The 23,552-nt window shown below is 39.5% G+C and carries 18 protein-coding genes and 2 tRNA genes; 15 read left to right on the top strand and 5 right to left on the bottom strand.

Going from position 1 to position 23,552, the window contains the following annotated elements; genetic code table 11:
- Nucleotides 1-4: 4 nt before the first annotated feature.
- From lysS to ACI7T6_RS04595, 3 genes are all read left to right on the top strand, one after another.
- The gene (lysS, locus tag ACI7T6_RS04605) at nucleotides 5-1,594 is read left to right on the top strand and encodes a lysine--tRNA ligase (RefSeq protein WP_404665212.1); all 1,590 of its coding nucleotides are present in this window, start codon (nucleotides 5-7) and stop codon (nucleotides 1,592-1,594) included.
- 112 nt (nucleotides 1,595-1,706) lie between these two features.
- A tRNA-Ala gene (locus ACI7T6_RS04600) sits at nucleotides 1,707-1,779 on the top strand.
- A gap of 6 nt (nucleotides 1,780-1,785) precedes the next feature.
- Nucleotides 1,786-1,859: transfer RNA gene (locus tag ACI7T6_RS04595), tRNA-Ile, on the top strand.
- A 35-nt stretch (nucleotides 1,860-1,894) separates the two neighbouring features.
- Here ACI7T6_RS04595 and ACI7T6_RS04590 read toward each other — a convergent pair.
- The gene (locus tag ACI7T6_RS04590; RefSeq protein ID WP_404665211.1) at nucleotides 1,895-5,122 is read right to left on the bottom strand and encodes a hypothetical protein; all 3,228 of its coding nucleotides are present in this window, start codon (nucleotides 5,120-5,122) and stop codon (nucleotides 1,895-1,897) included.
- Between the two features lie 113 nt (nucleotides 5,123-5,235).
- On the opposite strand from ACI7T6_RS04590, the gene ACI7T6_RS04585 reads away from it, so the two are divergent.
- The 3 genes from ACI7T6_RS04585 to ACI7T6_RS04575 all read left to right on the top strand — a co-directional run bounded on the left by ACI7T6_RS04585 (nucleotide 5,236) and on the right by ACI7T6_RS04575 (nucleotide 8,424).
- Complete coding sequence (locus ACI7T6_RS04585; protein WP_404665210.1) at nucleotides 5,236-6,222, top strand: malate dehydrogenase; 987 nt, start codon at nucleotides 5,236-5,238, stop codon at nucleotides 6,220-6,222.
- A 29-nt stretch (nucleotides 6,223-6,251) separates the two neighbouring features.
- Entirely contained in the window at nucleotides 6,252-7,406 is a 1,155-nt protein-coding gene (locus tag ACI7T6_RS04580; RefSeq protein WP_404665209.1) for a citrate (Si)-synthase, read from the top strand.
- Nucleotides 7,407-7,545: 139 nt separating this feature from the next.
- On the top strand, nucleotides 7,546-8,424 hold the full coding sequence (locus ACI7T6_RS04575; protein ID WP_404665208.1) for an FAD-dependent oxidoreductase: 879 nt from the start codon (nucleotides 7,546-7,548) through the stop codon (nucleotides 8,422-8,424).
- 4 nt (nucleotides 8,425-8,428) lie between these two features.
- Here the strand turns inward: ACI7T6_RS04575 and ACI7T6_RS04570 are convergent, their stop codons facing one another.
- Nucleotides 8,429-9,664, bottom strand: a complete 1,236-nt coding sequence (locus ACI7T6_RS04570; protein ID WP_404665207.1) for a hypothetical protein — start codon at nucleotides 9,662-9,664, stop codon at nucleotides 8,429-8,431.
- A gap of 196 nt (nucleotides 9,665-9,860) precedes the next feature.
- On the opposite strand from ACI7T6_RS04570, the gene ACI7T6_RS04565 reads away from it, so the two are divergent.
- Genes ACI7T6_RS04565 through ligA form a run of 7 tightly spaced genes read left to right on the top strand, consistent with a single transcriptional unit; the run spans nucleotide 9,861 to nucleotide 18,141 of the window.
- On the top strand, nucleotides 9,861-10,643 hold the full coding sequence (locus tag ACI7T6_RS04565; RefSeq protein ID WP_404665206.1) for an MBL fold metallo-hydrolase: 783 nt from the start codon (nucleotides 9,861-9,863) through the stop codon (nucleotides 10,641-10,643).
- On the top strand, nucleotides 10,637-11,929 hold the full coding sequence (gene hflX, locus ACI7T6_RS04560; RefSeq protein WP_404665205.1) for a GTPase HflX: 1,293 nt from the start codon (nucleotides 10,637-10,639) through the stop codon (nucleotides 11,927-11,929). The genes ACI7T6_RS04565 and hflX overlap by 7 nt, the downstream gene beginning before the upstream one ends.
- Complete coding sequence (gene radC / locus ACI7T6_RS04555; RefSeq protein WP_404665204.1) at nucleotides 11,926-12,606, top strand: DNA repair protein RadC; 681 nt, start codon at nucleotides 11,926-11,928, stop codon at nucleotides 12,604-12,606. Before hflX ends, radC begins: the two co-directional genes overlap by 4 nt.
- Nucleotides 12,607-12,664: 58 nt before the next feature.
- Nucleotides 12,665-13,906 (top strand): tRNA (N(6)-L-threonylcarbamoyladenosine(37)-C(2))-methylthiotransferase MtaB, encoded by a 1,242-nt coding sequence (mtaB, locus tag ACI7T6_RS04550; protein WP_404665203.1) that lies wholly within the window; start codon nucleotides 12,665-12,667, stop codon nucleotides 13,904-13,906.
- Complete coding sequence (locus ACI7T6_RS04545) at nucleotides 13,903-14,874, top strand: hypothetical protein (protein ID WP_404665202.1); 972 nt, start codon at nucleotides 13,903-13,905, stop codon at nucleotides 14,872-14,874. Before mtaB ends, ACI7T6_RS04545 begins: the two co-directional genes overlap by 4 nt.
- A gap of 25 nt (nucleotides 14,875-14,899) precedes the next feature.
- Nucleotides 14,900-16,138, top strand: a complete 1,239-nt coding sequence (locus tag ACI7T6_RS04540; protein ID WP_404665201.1) for an MFS transporter — start codon at nucleotides 14,900-14,902, stop codon at nucleotides 16,136-16,138.
- Between the two features lie 8 nt (nucleotides 16,139-16,146).
- A complete protein-coding gene (gene ligA / locus ACI7T6_RS04535) occupies nucleotides 16,147-18,141 on the top strand; it encodes an NAD-dependent DNA ligase LigA (RefSeq protein WP_404665200.1) in 1,995 nt (664 codons plus the stop codon).
- A gap of 71 nt (nucleotides 18,142-18,212) precedes the next feature.
- On the opposite strand, the gene ACI7T6_RS04530 is transcribed toward ligA, so the two are convergent.
- The 3 genes from ACI7T6_RS04530 to ACI7T6_RS04520 all read right to left on the bottom strand — a co-directional run bounded on the left by ACI7T6_RS04530 (nucleotide 18,213) and on the right by ACI7T6_RS04520 (nucleotide 20,567).
- Entirely contained in the window at nucleotides 18,213-19,625 is a 1,413-nt protein-coding gene (locus ACI7T6_RS04530; protein ID WP_404665199.1) for a tetratricopeptide repeat protein, read from the bottom strand.
- A 131-nt stretch (nucleotides 19,626-19,756) separates the two neighbouring features.
- Nucleotides 19,757-20,203, bottom strand: a complete 447-nt coding sequence (locus ACI7T6_RS04525; protein ID WP_404665198.1) for a transposase — start codon at nucleotides 20,201-20,203, stop codon at nucleotides 19,757-19,759.
- A complete protein-coding gene (locus ACI7T6_RS04520; RefSeq protein ID WP_404665197.1) occupies nucleotides 20,172-20,567 on the bottom strand; it encodes a transposase in 396 nt (131 codons plus the stop codon). The genes ACI7T6_RS04525 and ACI7T6_RS04520 overlap by 32 nt, the downstream gene beginning before the upstream one ends.
- 439 nt (nucleotides 20,568-21,006) lie before the next feature.
- On the opposite strand from ACI7T6_RS04520, the gene ACI7T6_RS04515 reads away from it, so the two are divergent.
- Together ACI7T6_RS04515 and ACI7T6_RS04510 are read left to right on the top strand one after the other, a co-directional pair.
- Nucleotides 21,007-22,662, top strand: a complete 1,656-nt coding sequence (locus ACI7T6_RS04515; RefSeq protein ID WP_404665196.1) for a hypothetical protein — start codon at nucleotides 21,007-21,009, stop codon at nucleotides 22,660-22,662.
- A gap of 178 nt (nucleotides 22,663-22,840) precedes the next feature.
- Nucleotides 22,841-23,539 carry a hypothetical protein gene (locus tag ACI7T6_RS04510; RefSeq protein ID WP_404665195.1) on the top strand — a complete coding sequence of 233 codons (699 nt, stop codon included), beginning with the start codon at nucleotides 22,841-22,843 and terminating at the stop codon, nucleotides 23,537-23,539.
- Nucleotides 23,540-23,552: the final 13 nt, after the last annotated feature.

Genomic DNA, 23,552 nt, shown 5'->3' with positions numbered 1-23,552 from the left:
ACCCATGAATCTACCCTCTTATCACGCGCACGAAGAATTTAAAAATAGATCAATGAAACTCTCTGAGATCAAAAGTCTTGGCATTGATCCTTATCCTGCAACCTTTAAACCACTCCATCAAGCAAAAGGGCTTCATGAAAAGTATGAGGTAAGAGAGACAGGAGATAGTGAAACAGCTAAAGAGGGTGCAACAGAGTGTGTTAAATTAGCAGGCAGGCTTGTTCTCTTTCGGTCGATGGGAAAAAACGCTTTTGCTCAAATTCAAGATGCATCTGGAAGAATGCAGCTGATGTTTAGCCGGGATGATACAAAAGTTACCGGGCTTTCTTTAGAAGGAGATGTTACTCCGATGAAATTCATCGAAAAGAAACTAGATCTTGGAGACTTTATCGGTGTAGAAGGGTACATATTCCGTACGCAAAAAGGAGAGCTGACTGTATTTGTTAAAGAGCTCACTGTTCTTTGTAAGTCTTTACTCCCTCTTCCTGATAAACATAAAGGGCTCTCTGATATTGAGACAAGATACCGTAAACGGTGGCTAGATCTCATTTCTGATCAAGATGTCATGGAGACCTTTAAAACAAGAAGTCAAATTTTGCGTCTTATTAGAAACTACTTTGATGCGCAGCAATTTGCAGAAGTAGAGACTCCTGTCTTACAAACGATTTACGGAGGAGCAGAAGCTACTCCTTTTACCACAGAACTTAAAGCCCTTCATCAAGAGATGTTCTTACGCATTTCTTTAGAAATTTCTTTAAAAAAATTGATTGTGGGAGGAATGGAGAGGATCTTTGAGATTTCTAAAGTATTTAGAAATGAAGGATTAGACCGTACCCATAACCCTGAATTTACCATGGTTGAGGCGTATGCAGCGTATTGGGATTACACCGATGTGATGGTGTTCATTGAAAATCTCTTTGAGCATTTAGCGCTCAAGCTCTTTGGAACGACAGATATTACGCTTCAAGATCAAACCATTAGCCTAAAAGCCCCTTGGATCCGGATGAGCATGATCGATGCGATTAAAACCTATGCAAAGATTGATGTGCATCAAAAAACAGATGCCGAGTTAAGAAAGATGGTCATAGATTTAGGCCAAAGTCCTGAGGAGATGAATAAAGCTCCAAGAGGCATTTTAATTGCAAAACTGTTTGGAGAGCTCGCTGAGCCGCATCTCATTCAGCCGCACCATATTACTGATCATCCTATTGAAACCACTCCGTTATGTAAACTGCACCGCGATCCAATTTTAAGAAAAGAGGGATTTGTAGAGCGGTTTGAAAGCTTTATTATGGGAAGTGAAATCTGTAACGCCTATACAGAGCTCAATGATCCAGAGCTTCAACGAGAGCTTCTCGTGCATCAAAACAGCTTAAGAGAAGAAGGTAATGCAGAAGCTCACCCTCTTGATGAAGAGTTCATTGAAGCGATTTGTCAAGGGATGCCGCCAACAGGCGGGTTTGGGATTGGTATTGATAGGCTTGTGATGCTCTTTACAAAGGCAAGCTCGATCCGAGATGTTCTCTTTTTCCCGATCATGCGTCCTGAGAGTAAATCTTCTTCTAGTGAAAAAGAAGAGAGCTCTACACAATAGTAATTTTTTTAAAAGAGATGAAGAGGGGTAATATCCCTCTTTATCTCTTTATTTTTAGGAAAGGTATTGCAATAAAACGGTTATTGCGGTATCTTTTTCCCTTATTCTGCATGGGGATTTAGCTCAGTTGGTAGAGCATCTGATTTGCATTCAGAGGGTCAGGAGTTCGAATCTCCTAATCTCCAACATCCGCGGTTATAGCTCAGTTGGTTAGAGCGCGACACTGATAATGTCGAGGTCCCAAGTTCAAATCTTGGTAACCGCATCCTTGTTTTTCTTTTTTATACTCTAAGATCTCTCTTATTTCGTGATCACTTCTGTTTCAATTTGCGTAAAGGCTTCATCAGAGAGCACTTCTTTGAAAATGGGGAGTAGCGCCGCTGTATTGTTTTTAAAGCTCTTTTTAAACGCTTTATGCTTTAGCTGCTGTAACATCTCTTCTGTAAAGGTTTTTTGTTCTTTGCGTGAGAGTTTTTGCAAAGAGGTTTTAAGTAAAGAGATATAAAGAGATTGAAGATCGTTAGGTAATGCATGTATTTCTAATGTATCACAGCTAAGCTGAGTCCAAGATGTCATCATTTTTCCTGTGAGAAAATACGAAGAGAGGTTTTCTGTTAAGAGTGTATGGTAAGAAAGTATTTTTTCTTTCAGGAGGCTTTGATTTTTAGGGGGATTTTTAAAGGAGGCGTATTTTTTGAAAAGAGAAACTATTTCTCTTTGAAGAAACGCTATTTCATTTTTATGGATCTCTTCATCAAGAGATGATGGGGGTGAAAGGGGTTTAAGGATCTCATTAAAGACCGTATCAATATGGGTAGAGACAGGAGATAGGCTGATAAATGCAGATTTCCACTGGCCCTCTTTTCCTTTAGAAATTTTAAAACTGTAACTATAGTAAAAATGAAGTTTATTAGAAGAGTTATTAGGATCTGTGATAAAGCTCTCTTCTTGAATCATCAGCCAAAAAGAGGTGCTATCTCCCTCTTCAATAAAATATTTTCTATTGCTTGAGTTAAGAGGGGCAAGTCCTGACTCTTCTAGTAAGCCCCCGATTGTTGAGAGTATATAGGTTAAACTTGAAGCTTGAGTTAGCGCGAGTTGAATCGCATGAGGAACCGTGTTTGTATTTTTAAAGCAAGAGAGCTCAAGTAAAGCCTCGGTGATATTTTTGCCTGTATGGTTATTATGCAATTTAGAAAACTCTTTTCTTTGGTGAGGAGTTTTTACAATATAGTGAGATCTTGGAGCGTCAAGAACCAGTTCTTTCAGCAGTTTTTCCTCTTTGTTGCCTTGAGGCAGAAAACTCTCAACTGGCCAAGGGATGAGGGTTTTAGAGGCGTAGTGAGAAAGCGTCTCTTCTGTCATTAGATGAAGATACCTAAAAAGCATAATGGGAGATGTCCCTACTTCTTTTAAGAGGTTTTTTAAGCGAGAAGAGGGGTTTTTTAACGTGTGAAGGATTTGCCAGTGGTTAACAAGAAGCGTTAAGATGGGAGGTAAAAAGTCCCATTGTGGATCTTTTAAAGAAAAAGAATCCCCTTCTTTAATCCACTTCATGACCCTTTGATAATCGGTTTGATCAAGAGCCTCTAATTGATCTTGCAGACTTTGAGCCGCTTGATCGATGAGGGGGGTAAAAGAGGTTCTAAAAAAGCTTCTCTCTTTGAGCGCTTCTGACTCACGGTTAATCCACTCTTGACGAAGCGCAGATTTTAAAGGGTAGGTAGCGATAAAAAGGAAGAGATATTTCAAAATTTCTAAGGCTCTATTTCCCACTTTTAAATAAAGAAAAAGAGCCACTAAAGGCAAGAGGGAGATAAAAGCTATCATGGTGATGGTAGAGAGTACAATCGCTGATAAGACAAGAATGGATCTTTTTAAAAGAGATGTTTTTGTGATATATCTCTCTGAGAGCACAAAGGAGGGTATTCTATTTTCAAAAATAGATTTTTGATAATCAAATCCTCGGTTAGGGGTATAGGTGTTCCCTCTTAAGCTTCCTATCATCCCAATCCCTTGATCTGTCATTGGTAAGCTCTCAAATAAAGCGGATTCTGTATACTCTCTAAAAATGGGGTTATGAAAAAGAGTTACCGGGCTAACGGTAAAAAGGGAGCTGCTTTTTCTCCATTTCTCTAGGGAAATAAAGGTGTGAATACCTTTTCTAATGGCAGCTGCTACAGCTGTCCTATCTTTACTGCTTTTACAATGAACATGATACGGAATGTTTAAGATTTCAGAGATAGAAGCGCGCAGTATCCATTGATGCTCAGGCTCTCTTGCTTTTTTAAGATCACAAAAAACTTGATCAAGATAGGTTTGTAATGCAGAAGAGAGCTTTTCTCTTTTTAACTGATAGATGGCTTCAAGCTCTTGATAAGCTATTTGTGAGAAGGCTTGAGAAATATCTGATCCATTAAAGCTAAAGTTGCCCCAGTTAGAAAGAAGAATATTAAAATTTGCATGGGAGGAAAAGTGAAGCGGTTTTAGCTTAAGCTGAATCTCTTTTCCATTATTTAGCACTGCTGTATACGGCTTTAAAGCCAGGGTTTTTAATGTTTCTTGCTGCTGAAGGACGTATGTTCTTTCTTTATGACTTGTCGCCACGGTGCTGAGCAGATTTTCCACCATAAAAGGGTAAAGATAGGTGCCATCTTCCTGAAGGAGGAGATCTTCTTCTTTAATTTGTCCTGAAAGAAAAGTTTGGTGGATGATTTTAGAAACGGCTTGATGTGCTTTACGGCTTGTTTCCATCCGTCCTGTTGAATAAATCACATGCCCTTTATCACTGAGCATCAGCCGCCCGTTTTGAATATCAAGATGCTCTCTATCGTAAGAAGAGGGGTGAGTTTGACTAAGCCACACTTTTTCCCCTTCATGATCGGTGTAACATTGGTTGTGGAAGATAGATGGAGGCCTAATGTACTCAATACGGCTTAAGGTGAGTGTTTGGATTTCTTGATACATCTTTAACATTTCTTTTGCTAAAGCATGACCTTCCTTACGAGAATCTGAAGAAGCCTTAGAGTTAAGAAGCTGCTGAATCTGGATATTAATATGATCTTTAAAAGAAGAGAGGCTTGATGCGTGAGAAAAGAGGCAGCTAGCTAGAGGAGTTAATGCTTCTTCTGAACAAGAAGGAATGACTTGTTTAAGGATCGATACAGCATAAGAGATGAGGCCCTGTTTTTGAGCTAGAGGCTCTTGAATGAAAAGCTTAGTGTCAAAATCAGGTCTTGGCATCAGGTTATGAGCTGCTTGATAAATACGGCGCTCTTTTTGAGAAGAAGAAAGGGAGGTCCAATTTGCTTTATTAGAGGCGTAAGCTGTTTGAGTAGCTGCGTGATCTAAATTCACAAATGTATGATGAATGATCTTCTTTTCTTGAATGTGAGAGGGTGAGGGGAGCGTTAAGGGATAGAGATAAAGATGATAAGGAGGTTCTTGATAGACAATAAACTGCTTTTTCTCTTTTAAAGGAAAGGCTTTATTAAATGAACCGTAATAAGGGGAAATATCTTTTGTCATAACTTCATTTTATCACATTCAGATTAAAAAAGATAAAATAATTATTTGATTCTAATAGGAATCCCCATTACAATCCACTTTAAGGGGATCTTTTAAAAAGGAGATTAAGCTTGATGGCAAAGGGTGTTAAAAAAGTTGCAGTCACAGGAGCGTGCGGCCAGATTGCCTACAGTTTAATTTTTTTAATTGCATCGGGACAGCTCTTTGGACAAGAGCAAAACATTGATCTTCATCTTTTAGATGTTAAAGAGGCTATGCCCAGGTTAAAAGGGGTAGAGATGGAGCTTTTAGATTGCGCCTTCCCTCTCTTAAATCACATTATCTATGGGGATGATGCTAAAAAAGTGTTAGAGGGAGTAGACACGGTGTTTCTTTTAGGTTCAAAACCAAGAGGCCCTGGTATGGAAAGACGTGATCTTTTACAAGATAATGGCCATATCTTTGCTGAGCAGGGTAAAATTTTAGAACAAGTGGCAGCCTCTCCTGCCACGCTCTTAGTGGTGGGAAATCCTTGTCATACGAATTGCCTCATCTTGCAGTCGTATGCAAAAAGTCATCATTGTTATGCCATGACCCAGCTTGATGCCAATAGGGCAACTTCTCTTTTAGCTCAAAAAGCTAAGGTGAATCCTGATCTTGTCAAACGGATGATTATATGGGGCAATCACTCTTTAACACAGGTTGTGGATTACTCTTATGTCACCATCCAAGGTAAGAGAGCAAAAGATGTGATTGAAGATCACATCTGGCTGGAGCATACATTTCCCAAAACCGTGCAAGAGAGGGGAGGAGAAGTGATTTTAGCAAGAGGAAAATCGTCTGCTGCCTCTGCTGCAAAAGCTGCTTTAGAGACCATGCAATCTCTTCTTTTTCCTACCGACTTAAACGGGTGGTTTTCTGTTGGGCTCTTATCTGATCACAACCCTTACGGCGTTCATGAAGGTATTGTGTTTTCTTTTCCTTGCCAAAGAACTTTACAAGGAAATATTCAGATTGTTCCCTCTCTTGAGCTCTCTTCTTCTTTAAGAGAAAAGATTAAACGATCAGAAGAGGAGCTTTTAGAAGAAAAACGGATCATTACCGCTCTTTTAGGCTCATAAAAAAACAATTAAACTGTGAGGGGAGAAGCATGGATGAGGGTGTGTTATTCCAGATTAAAAAAGAGCATTTAGAAACAGGTTTAAGAGGATTTCCCGTGGGGTATTGTCCTACATCAACTGTCACTTCAACAGAGGGGCTTTTTTATGCTAACTTTCCGATTAAAGAAGTGGCTAGTTGGAGTGCAGAAGAGGGTATTTATTTAATTCTCAAGGGAAAAAAAGGGAGCCAAGAAGAGGTCAATTCCTATTTTTCCAAGCGCTATAGAGCCTCTTACCTTAAGCCGCAAACCCTTGAAGCAATTCGGCAGCTTCCCTTTCAGGGGAGCCCGATGAAACTTTTGGGATTAGCGCTTTTGATTGCCGGGATATTTGAGAGCATAGGAGAGTATCAAAAAGATTGCGAACATCTTGTGATGATCATCCCTGAAATCACCGCATTAGTCATCAACTTGCATGCAGGGTGGAAACACACCCCTTCTTGTCCAGAGCTTGGGTACATTCAAAATTTTATCCACATGCTGGGAGTGCCTCAACAAACACGGGAAATGGAAGAGGCGATGCGGCTTTTTAACGTGCTCCACTATGATCATGGGGGAGGCAATTTATCGACGTTTGTTGGAAAAGCCGTCGCCTCTTCGCTAGAGGATCTCTATGGCTCTATTGCCTCTGCCATGTGCGCCTTAGCAGGCCCTCGCCACGGAAGAGCTAATCAAGATGCTTTAGAGTTTTTACAGAAGATTTTTATAGAGACAAAAGGGGATATCACAGCGCAAAAAATAGAGGAACTCATGCGTCAAAAGATACGGCAGCATGAGCTTATCTTTGGGTTTGGGCACGCGGTTTTACGGATTGAAGATCCAAGATCGACAGTCATGTATGACTATCTTGAAAAGCATTTTCAGAACCACCCTCTTGTTCAAACAGCTTTTTTACTCCGCTCAGTGGGAGTGCGTGTGCTGCAAGAAAATCCTAAAATTGCAAGCCCCTATCCTAATGTCGATGCCGTTTCAGGGGTGATGCTAGCTGCTGCTAACTTTAACTACCCGCTCTATTTCCCGCTTCTTTTTGGGATGTCAAGAACGGTGGGCATTGCAAGGCAAATTGTGTATGAAAGAGTTGAGGCAAGAGAGGGAAGAGGGACTCCCATTATCAGGCCTCGGTATCTTTATAATGGCCCTTCATAAAACAGAGTTCTTTTTAAGAAAAAAGTGTGATAAATTAGCTTCTTTTACCAGGTGTTATCATGCATCAAAAGAAAGGGCTGTGCTATCTTCTAAAGAGAAGTAGGATAAAACAGCTAACTCTTCTCACCTCTAGATGGCTATGAAAAGAATAGCTGTTGTAGGATCTGGACTTGCTGGCTTATCAGCGGCTTATGCACTCTCTTCTTTATGTAAAGTGGTGATCTTTGATCATAAAGGAGTTGGCGGGGGCGCCTCAGGCATTGCAGCTGGGCTTTTGCATCCGTATGCGGGAAAAAAGGGGCTTTTAAGTTGGGAGTCAAACGAGGCTTTAATGAAAGCTAAAGCGCTGATTGATCAGGCAGAAAAGGCTTTAGGAGTACCTACCGCACACCGAGGAGGGATATTAAGAGAGGGGCTCATCACGAGTCCTTTAAGTGATGTGATTTCTTTAGGAGAAAATAAACATCTCATCACCTCAGGGTGGACCGTCTTTTCTTCGTTATATTTACAAGGGTTATGGCGCCTTTGTGAACAAAACGGGGTAGATTTTGAGCATAAAGAAATCACATCCCTAAGAGATGTTCAGCAGTTTGATGGATGTGTGATTGCAGTAGGAGCTGGTATCCGGTTTTTTAAAGAGTTTGAGGGGCTTAATTTAGGCTTTGTAAAAGGTCAGCTTCTCACATGCCATTTCCCCACTATTTTAGAAAGAAGCATTTCCTCTACGGTCTATACCGCGCTATCTCAAAACCCCTATGAATGTCATATAGGAGCTACATATGAAAGAGATTTTATCCATGAAGAGCCTTGCTTAGAAACAGCTACGCGTCTTTTAAAGCCGTCTTACCCCATTATTCAGTGTAGATCTGGAATCCGGGTGACAAACCGGGCGCACTATTTCCCTATTTTGCATCAAATAGGGAAGTTTCAATATGTTATAACAGCCCTAGGTTCCAGAGGGCTGTTATACCACGCTCTTTTTGCCGATAAGCTTAAAGAGGCTTTTGTTACATTGTAGTGCACTACGTTGACGGTGAGGAAGAGGTATCAATGGCTTTTTCAAGAGTGATTTTCCATCTGTTACTTGAAATGAAACGGATCAGCTCAGGGAGCTTCTCTAGGATGAGATTTAATAACATTTCTGCTTTTTCCTTATCCCTCTTTGTCTCTGTTAAATACCTTTCACATAAAGAGTAAAGAGCATGTTCGAGAAAGAGCTCAATCCCCTCTGATGCGTCTTCGACAAAATCAATGAGAACAACCGTTCCATCTTCTTTGACTCTAAAATTATCCGGGATAAGATCAAGTGTGATGTTATGCTTTAAGGAGAGCTCAAAAAAGTGAAAGATCTCTAAAAGATAAGAAGTGATTTGAATAGGATGGGGTATTTTTTCTTGAATCAAGAAGCAGTCTGTTAACGCCGTCTCTACGTTATAGATCTTAGCAACAGGAATGTCATAATCAAGGGTTTGCTTATAAGACCTCAGTGAAGTGGCTAAACATTTTTCTAGCTGCTGAGAGCTAAGGCCTGTGTTTTTTCCGTGATACAGCTTTACAACGACCGCTTGATTACTGAGCGAAGGGACAAGAAGAGGCGTATCTCCTGGCTGATACACATTCATGTAAGACCCTTCATCGAGAAAAGTTAACGAAACAGTTTTTCCTCCGATCATCAAAAAGGCATTTTTTGCGCAGCTAAGAACTTTAGAAAAAGGAGAGGAGGGGGCAAGGTTTTTTCGAGGTGTTGCAGGAGGTTTCACAGAGTGAGAAGGAATCCCTGTTTCAAAAAATTGAGGCCGGGGCTTAACTCTAGCAGGAGAGGGAAGAGGAGGAAGAGAAGAGAGCTCTTTAAAAGGAGATAACACATCTTTAAATAGAGGAAATAAAGGACGGTCTTCTGAAGGAGAGGTTGTCAGGAGGGGTTTATTTTTCTTAGGAAAGTCTTGATGAAGAGGAGAAGGGAGCAAAAGAGCTTCTTTGTCACTTAGAGCTTCATTAAAAAGTCTTTTCCCTTTTTGCGCCCCGTTTTGATAAGGGGTGATAAAGGAGAATGTCTCCTCATCTTTTGTAGGGGATAACGATTGAGGAGAATGATTTTCAGGGGGAGTTATAGAAGGAGATGTTTTAGCTTGACGCACTTTAAAGAAAAGATCTTGCAATCCTTTCTCTTCAGGAGAGATGGGATAGAGAGGAGAGCGAGGAGGTGATGAGCTTGGGCTAGATCCTTGAGAAACATGAAATGGGCTAATACTTGACATTTTTTAACCTTATGACTTGCTAGAATTCAAAATTGTACAGACTTTGTCATTTTTATACAAACATGTAAAAATGCGCCATTTTTAGGCAGGGGGTGTAAAGGAGAGAATTTTAAAATAGCTCTCATTTAAAGATTGTTGCCAATTCATGAAGATGCGATGCTAAAAAAGTCAGCAGGGATTAGGGAGGAGGGAAAAGATGCATCATCTAGGCTCTTTTATATTTTTAGGCACAGGGGCATCAACAGGTGTTCCTGTAATTTCTTGTACATGTTGTGTTTGCCTCTCAGTAGATCCTCATAATAAACGGAGAAGATCAAGCGGATTACTTAAGATACGAGGTAAGACAATTTTAATTGATGCAGGGCCAGATTTTCGAGAACAGGCGCTAAAGTATCACATCCATCACTTAGACGGGGCGCTGATTACACACGCGCATTATGATCATATTGCAGGATTTGATGATCTTAAAGTGTTCTCTTTTCAAAAAAAACCGCTTAACTGCCTTCTCTCTGATTCAGCGTATATAGAACTTAAACACCGCACATCGTATCTGATTGACGCCTCTTCTTCCCCGGGTAAAACTCCGTATTTTCATTTTCAGGTTTTAACGCCGCTGGATCACCATGTGCAATTTTGTGATTTAGAGTTAAGCGCGGTGTATTATGAACAAAATCATACAGTAGTGACTGGATATAGAACCGGGAATTTTGCCTATCTCATTGATGTCAAACACTACCCCTCTTCCCTGATTGAGCAATTACAAGGCGTGGAGACACTTGTGCTTAGCGGCCTTCAAATGGAGCCGTCTTCCTCACATTTAAGTCTTGATGAAGCAGTTGAATTATCGAGAAAAATTGGGGCTAAAATGACATGGCTCTCTCACGTCTCCCACAAATTAGATCATCAAAAAACAAATCTATTATTGCCAGCAGATGTTCAGCTAGCGTATGATGGACTTGAGATTACAATTTTATGTTAACAGATAGCAATTTTAAAGAGGCGAAAACCGCCTATTTGATCGGGACTTACTCTTCGAGGCAGTCCAAAGAAGAGAGCCAAGAGAGCGTAAACGAGCTCAAAAGGCTAGGAGAGACTTATGGTCTTACTGAAGTGGGAAGAGAAGTGTGTCCTTTAAGGAAAATCGAATCCTCAACCTTTTTAGGACAAGGTAAATTAGATGAAATTCTTTTAGCTCTTGAAGAAACTCTTGCTGAAGTGGTGATTTTTGATGAAGAAATTACCCCCAATCAGCAACGCAACTTAGAAAAATTCTTCAAAAGACCCGTCATTGATCGATCAGAGCTCATCATTGAAGTGTTTGCGCAAAGAGCACAAACCAAAGAGGCAAGACTTCAAGTGGACCTCGCAAAATCTAAATATTTGATGCCCCGTCTTAAACGGATGTGGACGCACCTTTCTAGACAAAGGGGAGGCGGCGGCGGCGGAGGTAGCGGAGGGTATTTAAGAGGGGCTGGAGAGCTTCAAATTGAAGTGGATAGACAGCTTGTAAAAACCCGTATTCAGCAGCTTCAAGAAGAGATTGAGGTTGTTCAGAAAAATCGTCAAACGCAAAGACAAAAACGGGTGCGGTTATCTGTTCCCTCTTTTGCAATTGTTGGGTATACGAATGCTGGAAAATCTTCTCTTTTAAATAAACTGACAGAATCGAGTGTCTTTGTCGAAGATAAACTGTTTGCAACGCTTGATACTACAACGCGTCACTACACACTTCCGACACATCAAGAGGTTGTGTTAATTGATACCGTAGGGTTCATTAAAAAGATTCCTCATACACTCATTACAGCGTTTAAAAGTACGCTTGAAGAGGCGCTTTGCACCGATGTTTTAATCCATCTCATTGATGTGAGTAATAAGCTAGCACCTATTGAAGCCAAGACAACCATGGACGTTCTTAAAGAGCTTGGCGCTGCATCTCAGCGCATGATCACCCTCTTTAGTAAAGTGGATAAAGTTGAAGATAAAGCGTCTTATGAAGAGCTTAGATGCATGTATCCTGAAGCGATTGAAATCTCTTCATTGACAGGCCAAGGACTTGATCATCTTCTTGAAAAGATGGTTGAAGAGGTTAAAAACTTAAGAAAAACAGTTACACTCAGGATTCCTCAAAGTGAATATGCTTTAGTCACTCTTCTCATGAGAGAAGGGCATGTGATTGAATCCAATTATGAAGAAAATGATGTGATCATTACGGTTGATGTTCCTCTTCGTCTTGAATACAAAATCAAGCCATTTCTTGTGTTATGAATGTTAAAGAGCTCCCTCCTTCTGAAAGACCTCGCGAGAGATTAAAAAATCAAGGAATAGGAGCTCTTTCTGTTCAAGAGCTGTTAGCAATTCTTCTCACAACGGGGACGAAAAAAGCCTCTGTTTTAGATTTTGCAGCGCAGATTTTAAGTCATTTTGGTTCTTTGAAAAAACTCATGCACGCCTCTATTGAAGAACTCATGGAGATTAAAGGGCTTGGACTTGCAAAAGCGGTAAAATTAAAAGCGGCTCTTGGCCTTGCGCAAAAAGTACAGCTCACTGAACCCTTAAATCATGTCCGTATTGACGCTTTAAGAGCGTATGAGCTCATTCGGCATGAACTTGAAATCCTTAAACAAGAAGTGCTTATGGTGATTTTAAGAGATGTTAAGGAAAAGCTTATCTCCATTGAAACCGTCTCTATAGGAACGCTATCAGAGGTGCTCATTCACCCAAGAGAGGTGTTTTATCCAGCTGTTCGTCATAAAGCGTGCAGCCTGATTTTAGCCCACAACCACCCTTCAGGAGATCCGACTCCTTCTCAAGCAGATATTGAAATGACGCACCATTTAAGCAGGTCCGGTAAGATCATGGGCATTCATTTAGAAGATCATTTGATTGTAGGGTCAAGTGGCTATATCTCCTTGAAACAGGCGGGATATTTTAAGCCTTGGTAAAAGAGGTTAAGGAAACAGGATGGGCTTATTTTGAGAATGTGTGATATAATCATTCTCTATGTCTACGAAAAAATTTAGAATTGCCACCCTTGGATGCCGCACCAATCAGTATGAATCAGAAGCGTATGCCACTCAATTAAGAGAGATGGGGTATGAAGAAGCGACAGCTGATGAACCAGCAGAAATTTGTATTGTGAATACCTGCACGGTCACAGAAAGTGCAGATAGCAGTAGCCGCCATCAAATCCGTCAGCTGCATAGACAATACCCAAACTCTCAAATTGTAGTAACAGGGTGTCTTGCAGAAAGGCTGCCTGAGGAGATCAAGAAAATTGAAGGGGTTACCCTTGTCGTCTCCAATCAAGAAAAAGAAAATCTTTTGAATAAGGTGTTTCCTACAGAAGATCTCCCTGAATTTAAAATTGATCAATTTGCCGCACATACAAGAGCGTTTGTTAAAGTGCAAGATGGATGCAACTCCTTTTGCACCTACTGCATCATCCCGTATGTGAGAGGAAGATCAAGATCAAGACCTCTTCCTAAAATACTTGAAGAGGTTCATGAGCTTGTAAGATCAGGCTACAAAGAAGTTGTGCTGACAGGGATTAATATTGGAGATTATGAAGGAGAAAACGGGGAAAAGCTAACCGATCTTGTAAAAAGTGTGGATCAAATTGAGGGGCTAGAGCGTATCCGCATATCTTCCATTGACCCTGATGAAATTGATGACAATCTCATGCAGGCGGTTTTGGAAGGGAAAAAAACGTGTCATTCGATGCATATTGTTCTTCAAGCAGGGTCTAATCTCATTTTAAAACGGATGAACCGGAAATATACAAAGCAAATATTTTTAGAGACTGTAGATAAGCTAAAAAAAGCCAGTCCTCAATTTACCGTTACAACCGATATTATTGTGGGATTTCCAGGGGAGAGTGAGCAAGATTTTCAAGAGACATTAGACATCATGAAAGAGGTGCAATTTGCAAAGGTGCACATGTTTCCCTACAGTCCAAGAGAAAGAACAAGAGCGGCTCTTTACCCTGGAAAGATTTCTCCTCAAGTGATGCAGCAAAGAAAAGATATTGTATTAAGAGAGGCCGAAAGACTCTCTTTTGCCATGCGGCAGCCTTATGTTAGCACCTATTTAGAGGTGCTTGTTGAAGAAGAGGAGAAGAGGTTTGGGCATTCAGAAAACTTCCTGCCTGTATATTTAACAACTACTGTACCTAGAAACACGCTTGTCAAAGTGAAGTGTATTGACAACCTTCCTGAAGGGTTATTAGGAGAAGTTGTCTTATGACTATTTCTATTGCCAAAGAGCTTAAACCATTTTCTCATGAACCTGGCATTTCCTTACCTCTTCCTCTTACGCCTTTGATTGTAAAAGCGTATCCAACAAGGCTCATCTTCCTCAATCTAGATAACGGAGAAGAGATGGAGGAGAGTCTAGATTGGGAAGGGCCGATTCAAGGATTTACAGCTGAGCTTGATCTTTATCACAGCTGTATTAAGGTGTTTGGGCAAAGTGCAAATGGCTTTAAAAGAGTGTGCTTAGAGGCAGTAGATCAAGGAGTCAAGCTCACCTTTGATAAAGAGAAAAAAGAGAAAGTCATCTCCATTTCTTATGAAAAAGTTTTAAAAAAAGGAGAGAGGCTCTCTTTAGGAAAGCACACAAAGCTTGATTGGGCACGGATTAAAGCGAAGAAAAAGATTCACGAGATGCTCCCTGTCTTTTTTGCGCTCTCTCAGCAGATGCCTCTAAGAGAGGGGGTAGCTCCCGTATTAGATCTTCTGCAATTTCCCTCGTGTCATGATGCCCCAAATCAGCTCTTATTATTTTTAGAGGCAGGCTTTAAAGATATGCTTGTTCCCAGGCTTATCGATGATACGTATCAAGGGATTGTAAAAGAGGGAAACATTTCAGGGTCTCCCTTTGCCCTCTTTCATGCTGGGTATCAAGCCGTACGGCCGCTTTTTTTTGAAGAAACAGGGGATACATGGAAATTTCTCCCTTCTCTTCCAAAAGATTTTCCTGCAGGAAGAATGGGTCACATCTGCACTTTAACTCAGGATGAAATTGCTATTGAATGGGTGAAAAAGCAGATTAGAACAGTGACAATTTATCCGAAAGGATCAAGAAGTGTAGAGCTTATTTTTCCTAAAGAAATCAAATCCTTTCGGAAAGATCGTTTAAAAAGATATCTAGTAAATTCTAAAATGGTTTTAGAGGCAGGAAAAAAAGTTGTGCTTGATCGGTTTGAAAAATAGAGACTGTTTTTAAAAGAAGTGATGCATGGATAATCCCTCTTACTCTCACAAAAGAACATGGCTATCCATGACCCTATCTGGGCTCTTAAGTGAGCCCTTAACCTGTTTTGTCGCGATGCTTCCTTTCATTTTACGGAAAGAGCTTCAGGTGACAGGGGGGCAAATTGCGCTTTTAAATATGATCAAACCTGTGGTTTCTCTTTTTTCTTTTTATTGGGGGTCGGCTTTAACCTATCAAAAAGAAAAGTTACGCTCGAATTGGATTACAGCATCTCTTTTAGCCAGGCTTCCGTTTCTTCTGTTTCCTTTTATGAGTGACCCGTATCTTTTTATTACCTCGCTAGCTATTTTTCATTTCTTTCAAAAAGGATCTCTTCCTGCGCACATGGAAGTGCTCAAACAAAACGCCCCTCCTGGAATCAGAGAAACCATTTTCTCTTGGACAGCAGCTTCAAATTTTTTCTTAAGCATTGTGCTAGGATGCTTCATTGGCTCTTGGATGGATCACCATAGAGAAATGTGGAAAATGCTGTTTTTTGCAGGGGGATTTATCGGGTTGTTATCGATTTTGATCCAAGCCAAAATGCCGATTCTCCTGCAAGAAGGAGCATCAAAACCCTCAGGCTCTTTTTTTAAAACGCCTTGGAAAGATAGCTTAACACTTCTCAAAAGAAGGCCCGATTTTGCCAGGTTTCAAATAGGGTTTATGTTAGGGGGCACGGGCCTTATGATGGTGATGCCAGCGCTTGTGATCTACACCTCAGATGATCTTTTACTCACGCACTCTATGGTGGCTTGGGGGAGATTTGTGTGGATGGGGCTAGGATTTGTAATGGCAATTCCTTTTTGGAGAAAACAGATCTCTTACGAAAATATCTTTCTCATGACAAGTTTAGCCAATCTCTTCTTTGCGCTAGGAGCATTTAGCTGGATGCTCGCTTTTTGGTACCCTGTCATGTTTTATTGTGCTTTTTTTCTCTACGGTATTGCGCAAGCAGGAAGTCACTTAAGTTGGCATTTATCAGGCCCTTTATTTGCAGGAGAAGAGGGGAGTACGCCTTTTTCAACAGTTAATGTCCTCACCGTTGGTTTAAGAGGTGTTCTCATCCCTGGGATATCAACTCTTCTCTGTGAGTTTACCGGCCCTTTCCCTGTCCTTTTTTTAGGAGCCCTTTTCTGCTTAACAGGCTTTTTTTACCTTGCCTGGGTCCGGCATGAACAACAAAAATCCTTACTCTTAACAAGAGAAACCCCTAACACATAACGATGCCTATGACACATTTGATGTATTTACAGCTGATTCAAGAGATCCAAAAGCACGACAGACTCTATTACGTAGAACATACACCGCTGATTACCGATTATGAATATGATCAGCTGTATCAACAGCTGCTTCTCATGGAAAAAGAGCACCCTGAGTGGGTGAAAAAAAGCTCTCCTACTCAGCGGGTTTTAGAAAAGACAACAGAGGGGTTTCGGCAGATGAGTCACAAAGTCCCGATGCTCTCTTTACAAAACACGTATGAAGAAGAAGAGATTGTCAGCTTCATAGGAAGAATCCAGAAGATTTTAGAAAAAGATCATATCTCCTTTTGCACAGAGCTTAAAATGGATGGGATTGCCGTCTCCTTAAGGTATGAAAAAGGAGTCCTCACCCAGGCACTAACACGGGGTGATGGGAAAAAAGGGGATGATGTTACAGCCAATATCCGGGCCATTCGGTCAGTTCCTTTAGCGCTTCATGGGGAAAATATTCCAGAGGAGGTAGAGTTAAGAGCTGAGGTGTACATGCCAAGATCAATGTTTCAAAAGCTGAATGAGGAAAAAGAATTAGCTGGGGAAGAGCCTCTTGCTAATCCCCGTAATGCAGCAGCTGGCGCTCTTAAGCTCTTAGATCCTAAAGAAGTAGCTACAAGGGGACTCTCCATTGTGTTTTATGGGTTTGCAGCAGAAAACACATGTGTGCAGTTTCAGCATCAAGTGCACACCGTTTTAAAAGAGTGGGGGCTTCCTGTCTTTCATCCAGATCACTTTAAAGCGTGCTCTTCTCTTGAAGAGATTTTATCGTTTGCAGCGCATGTCGAGAAAAGCCGCAAAACATTTCCGTTTGATATCGACGGCATTGTGATTAAAGTGGATGCTTTAAAGTTATGGTCTCTCTTAGGATCTACAGGAAAAAGCCCCAGGTGGGCAGCGGCTTATAAATTTGCTCCTGAACAGGCGTATACACAGATTGAAGATATTACTGTGCAAGTGGGAAGAACAGGGGTCTTAACTCCTGTTGCGGAGTTAAAGCCTGTGAATTTAGCTGGAAGCTGCATTGCAAGAGCCACTCTTCATAACGCAGAAGAGGTGATGCGTAAAGATATCCGTAAAGGGGACTTTGTGACGATTGAAAAGGGGGGAGATGTGATCCCGAAAGTTGTGCATGTTGATCTTACTCGAAGAGAAGAAGGGTCACTTCCTTGGACAATGCCAAAAGAGTGCCCCTCTTGTCACGGTGTAGTTGTGCATATTCCTGGAGAAGTAGCTATGAGATGCTCTAACTCCTTAAGATGTGAAGAGCAGCAAATACGGCAGATTGCTTACTTTGCCTCTAAAGATGCGATGGATATTCGGCATTTAGGAGAAAAAGTTGTGACCCAGCTTGTTCAAAAAAAGCTGATTCAAAAAGCATCAGATCTCTATACACTCTCTCATGATGATCTAGCGCTTCTTGAAGGATTTAAAGATAAAGCCATTCATAATTTACTGAAAAGTATTGAAGCGTCTAAGCACATCACGCTCTCTCGGTTTATTTTGGCTCTTGGTATCAGATACATTGGAGAAGAAACGGCAGAAGTTCTAGCTAAAGCTGCAGGCTCTATCGACAGACTCTCTTTAATGTCTCAAGAGGAGCTAAAAAATATTCAAGGGGTTGGAGAGAAGATGGCAGAGGCTCTAATAGAGTTTTTTAAAAATCCTCTTCATCAAGAAGAAGTCAAAGCGCTTCTAACTCAAGGCATTGCACCGATTCCTCCTTCTCAAATCACAAGAACAGATCATCTCTTTTATGATAAAGTGTTTGTTTTAACGGGAAGTCTGCAAGAGTTTAGCCGGGATGAAGCGACACGTCTTATTAAAGAAAGAGGCGGTAAGGTGACAGGATCTGTCAGTAAAAAAACAGATTATGTTCTTGCTGGAGATGAAGCTGGATCTAAGCTTGAAAAAGCAAGGTCACTTGGTGTTTTGGTGATTGAAGAGAGAGAATTTAAAGAAATTCTTTAAAAAGAGGGACTAAAGATGCTTTAAGCTAGAAGAGTTAACTAAAAACCCTTCTAGCTTAAAAAAACAATTCTTTATTCTGTTTTTAAAGGAGATTTTTTTACAAAGGAAGAGCCTATGGATTTTCTCTTACTTTGAAGGGGTTGCGGAGACACTTTTTTCAAAAGAGCGTCCCGGGATAAGAGTGTCTCATTTAATAAGGTAATATCTTCTTGATCTTCTGAAAATGTCTTAATGAGAAGGTGGTAGGCATCTTGATAAGAGGCATCTAGATCGATCATTTTAAGAGCAATCTTTTGTTGATTAAGGGGTATACCGTCCAAAAGAGTAACTGTCTCTTGATCTGATAGCGTTAAAGCGAGATTGAAATAAGCATCTAAAAAGTTTGGATCTTTCTCAATTGCTTTAAGATAAAGCGCTTGTTTAGTGAGTGAAGAGCCGTTACTCAGTGTGATGGTTTCATGATCTTCTAAAAGAGTTCCTAAATCAAAGTACGCTTCAGCTTCTGCAGATTCAAGCTCAATACATTTTAAATAAAGCATTTTTTCAGAATAGGTGATTCCGTTAAGAGTCACAGTTTCGTTAGGTAAAAGGAGCCCTGCCAGATTAAAATAAGCTTCTCCAAGAGAAGGATCAAGCTTGAGTGCCTCTAAATAAAGCTCCCCCCTTGTCATGACTCTATTATCTAAAAGCGTGGCTGTTTCATCTAGAGAAAGAGTGCTTCCTAAATTGAGATAAGCTTCTGCAAGATGGGGATTAAGATCAATAGCATCACAATAAAGATCTTGATCAGTGACCTCTAACCCGTCGATGGATATAGTTTCTTTATCAGAGAGCGTGACTCCTAAATTAAGATAAGCTTCTGCAAGAATAGGGTTTAGATCTAGAGCCTTAGGATTAAGATCTAGCTCTTTGGTACAAAGATCAATAGCTTTTAGATAAAGCTCTTGCTCAGTCATAACAACTCCATTAAGAAGTGTAGTGCAATCTTCAGAAGAGAGAGTATTTCCGAGATGTAGATAAGCTTCTGCAAGGTTTGGATTAATATTGATCGCTTCTAAATAAAGACTTTTTTGATTCCACGGTTTATTCCCTATCACCACATTTTGGTGAGGGTCTGTTAAAGAAAGGGCTAAATTGAAGTAAGAAGAAGCGTCATCAGGATTCAATCTCATCATCTGTAAACATGTAATTTGCTTAGCTGTTAGACGTGCAGCAAGATGAATCACATGATTATGAGAGTAGATCCAAGAGAAGGGGAGGACTTTGAGTGCAATACAATAACCTGTGATGAGAGAAAAACAGTGATTGATGCATTTAATATGAAAAAACAGTGTATCTAACCCTTTTAAAAGAGGGAGGGCAATACGGCTGATTTTAGCCAGCTGAGAGAGTGTTTCATGAGATGAAAAGGGAGCTTTTTCTTGAGGAGTAAGAGCGTGTATTGCCAATTTAAGAGAATAGATATCTTGATTTAATGTTGTCATAAATCCTATAAATAAAAAATCATTAATAGATTAATTTTCTCACTATTTCCTCATTAAATTCAATGTATTTTATGTTATTGAACATCTTAAGATAAAGAAAATAATATTAACTCAGAGATGGTCTGTAAACCTTAATTCCCAAGTCTACTTAAGAGTAATCTAATGAATACCATCCAAATCATGGCCTTGCTTACAGTCAGTATCAACTCATAATCCTTTACCATACGCCTGTATTTACCCAGCCACGCGAATGATCTCTCTACAATCCATCTTTTAGCAACAACTTGAAATCCCTGAATAACTTTTAAAGAATTTGTCTTCAGACACCAACCTTCATTCCTTGGAACGGGCTGTACTTTTACCCCCTGATTCATGCACTCTTGTTCAAAATCCTTACCTTTATATCCGCTATCTGCAAAAACTATATTGGGAGTGTTCTCTTTGTATTTGTCTAACAGCAACTTAAATCCCTCTCGATCTCCTACATTAGCTGCAGTTAGTTCTAGTGCTAGAGGAAATCCTAAATGATCAACGAGTAGATGCCTCTTACGTCCCTTGATTTTTTTTTCCTCCGTCAAAGCCTCTAATACCGCCTTTTTCTCCAGTCTTTATAGACTGGCTATCAATGATCCCAGCTGACGGTTTAGGAGTTTTATTATTCCTCAGTCTCTCGAGTCGGTGTAGCTTCTTATAAATTTCCTCAAAAATCCCTTGCCTCATCCATCTTCTATGTTGTAGATAAACGGTTTTCCAATGAGGAAGATCTGATGGAAGATATCTCCACTGACAGCCTGTTTTTAAGACATAAAAATAGCCATTTAAGATTTCTCTTCGAGAGTATTTATAAGGTCTGCCTCCTTTTGAAAAATCTGTTTCTACAAATTCTTTGATTAAATCCCATTCTTTATCATTTAAATCAGACGGATAATTTTGCCGAGCCATGGTTTTTTCCTCCTATGATTAGAAGAATAATTATACCATAATAGCAATTTTATTAAGTTTACAGACAGTCTCTCATCTTTACCAAAAAGCACACAGGTAGAAAATATCAGAGCGTCTTATATTCCCTCTAAAGCGCATCTTTAAAATCATTTAATCCTATATTTTTTCTACACATCTTAAGAGAAATACGGCTGATTGATGTGAAAGCGGGAGGAAAGATGGATGTTTTTATCCTGTAATATAACATACACATAGCTTTGAAGTTTTATTCCTTACAAAAACTTCAATTGGCCCTTCCTTTACTGTTTTATAAGGCATCTTATTTTTAGATCATTCTTAAAAATAAATAAAATTAATTTTAAATAATAACGATTTAAAATTAAAAATATGATATTAATACAATTAAGATTGCATTGTAAAAATAGGTGATTCTATGGGAATGAATGTTTCAAATATGAGTTCACACTCTCACTCAAGTCCTGAGAGTGAAGGAAGTAGCGATGAGAGTTCTCCTAGAATTCATCAAAGCGGTAAGACTCAGCATGAAGAGACGCTTTCTCAAAAGCAAACAGCTAGTAAAACCCACGCAGTTGTAAAAGAAAGTATAGAGCCTTTGATCAGAAAAAGATCATTAGGTAAAGAAGAGATTACGCAATCTATCAAAAAGATGAATACTCTCCCTCCTTTAGAGTCTAGGGATCAAGACACACAACTAGTATCTGCTCATCAAGAAATGCGTGAGCAAGATAAGCAGTTAGAAGATCCTACTATAAAAAAACCTATTCAAACCACAACAACAACAACTTCTTCTTCAACGATTCAAGAGCCTATTTCACCAAGAGATCAAGCTTCCTCTTCAATACAGTTAGTAGAGACAAAGATGGCTCTTGTAAAAGGATCACAAGCTTTAAGCCAAGAAATGATAAGACGTCTTGAAAAGCTCATCTCACTTCCCATTCCTGAAGATCTTTCTGTAGAAAAGATAGCAATTTTCGTATTTGAGGCGTTACAAGAGCATATTGAAAATAAGGTCTTAACAGAGGAATTTATTCAAGAGGCGCATGCCTGTCTATTTCATTCCGAGCTTGATCCATTCAGTCAAGTGCATCTTCAACAAGAGATGTCATTCATTCGGCCTCATGCAGCTTTAGTGATTCATTCTTTAGCTGATTGCTTAAAGGCTCTTCCTCAGGAGAGGGATTTTGTTAAGATAATGACACAAGCCAGGCAATATACCGATGAAATGCGAGAAATACAAAAGCAAAAAAAGATCAAATTTTTTCCTCTTATAAAATTTTTTAAGAATCAAAATGATGAAAAGTTGATGGATAAAGTTAATCATTGCCCTTTGTATACAGCTAACGACTGGTTTTCAGTCAGTAATCAACATCCTGTTTTTATCTTAAGGACACAAGAGTTTGCTCCTGAGTGGGTCTTTAAACCTGCAACTCTTGAGGAAGATTTTAATGAAACTGATATTAGAGATTGTGAGCACTATGCGTTTAAAATGAATTTCCATGAGCAGTTTCCTATCCCTGCAGTATTTTCCATTCGATTTAGAGGGGTATCAGGAACGATTCAACCATTTATTTCAGATACCATAAATTTTGATCAGATTCCAGAAGAAGAGGTACATTCACTCCTCCCTGCGCTGAGAAAATTATTGATCTTTGATCTTCTTTTTATTAACCATGATCGAAATTTTTCAAATATTTTATACAAGAAAGAAGGAGATACCTATACCTGCTATGGGATTGATCATGAGAAGAGTTTAAAATACAAAAAAGATTCCTATACAATGGATGAGATAGAGATAATTAAGGAGTTATCGAGAGAGATAAAACTAAGAGATTTTGATGAATCAATAAAGGTTCTTTATTCAGAAAAATATTGTAATGAATATATAAAGATCCTTAAAGAGTGTTTTAATAGTAAAGATAAATTAGATCAATCTACCAAATATGATTTTGATCACGCATCGGATGAACAGATGTTAGGTTGGATTGAAAACGTGGGGGCTAAGCTCAGAAATACCAACGATCTTTCTGTAACAGTTAGCACTATTCAAAATGAGATGCGTATTTTCGATTTATAGCAGAGATATCCGTACCTATATGGTTACGGATATATCCTTGTTAATCGAGATAATCGTATTCAATTTATTGCATTTTTTTGTATTAAAAATATATTTTTTAGAATATTTTTAATATCATTTAATTTGATGTTATTTAATTTCTATTATAGAATCAACTATATCGGGTAAGGAGGTTCTTATGACATGTAGAGTATTAATTAATCCAACTACGTTTGAAGCATGGATCAAGATGCATACGGATGATCACGGCAAAGAAAGGGTAGAAATTCTTGCGCCTAAACTGATCCATCGATTTAACCAATGGGGATTGAAAATTCCTCCTTACCGTGGGGAGCAAGTGGCGAAGTATATCAATACCGAATATCTCACGCTTGATGATTTAGAAAAGGATCCTGATTTTTTTACCCGCGTGTTTAAAGCAACGGTGTGTAAAACACAATTATTACAATGTGGATACTATTGGAAAGATGCTGAGGATTACATTAATCCAGCTTCTGAAGCGCTAGAACAAGATGAACGAGAAATGCAAATTATGACTGCCGATATGGAGCGGCGTAAAGAGGCGGAGGCGAGGGGCGTCAATCCTACAAAATTTTTTGTTGATGATCTTGCAAGATCCATTGTTGAAAAAAGTGAAGCGGTATACTTAGCATGTAAAAAAACTAAATTACCTTCTCAGGCTCAACCTGAAGCACCTTCTTTAGAAGTAGAGGTAGAGCAATCAACAGAAGAAATGCAAAAATTAACCTTGAGTAAAAGAGTGGCTAAAACAGCCTCAAAAACACACCAAGTTGCAAATCATACCACAAATTTTAAGAATCAACTCCAGCTATCTTCAAAGAAAACAACCACAGCTCTTGGTCATTATAAGGTGTAAAGAATAAGGAAAT

It is taken from the genome of Rhabdochlamydiaceae symbiont of Dictyostelium giganteum, from assembly GCF_964291045.1.
GTDB lineage: Bacteria > Chlamydiota > Chlamydiia > Chlamydiales > Rhabdochlamydiaceae > PALSA-1444.
Note: the sequence above shows the minus strand (reverse complement) of the source record. Positions and strands in the feature narration are given on the sequence as shown.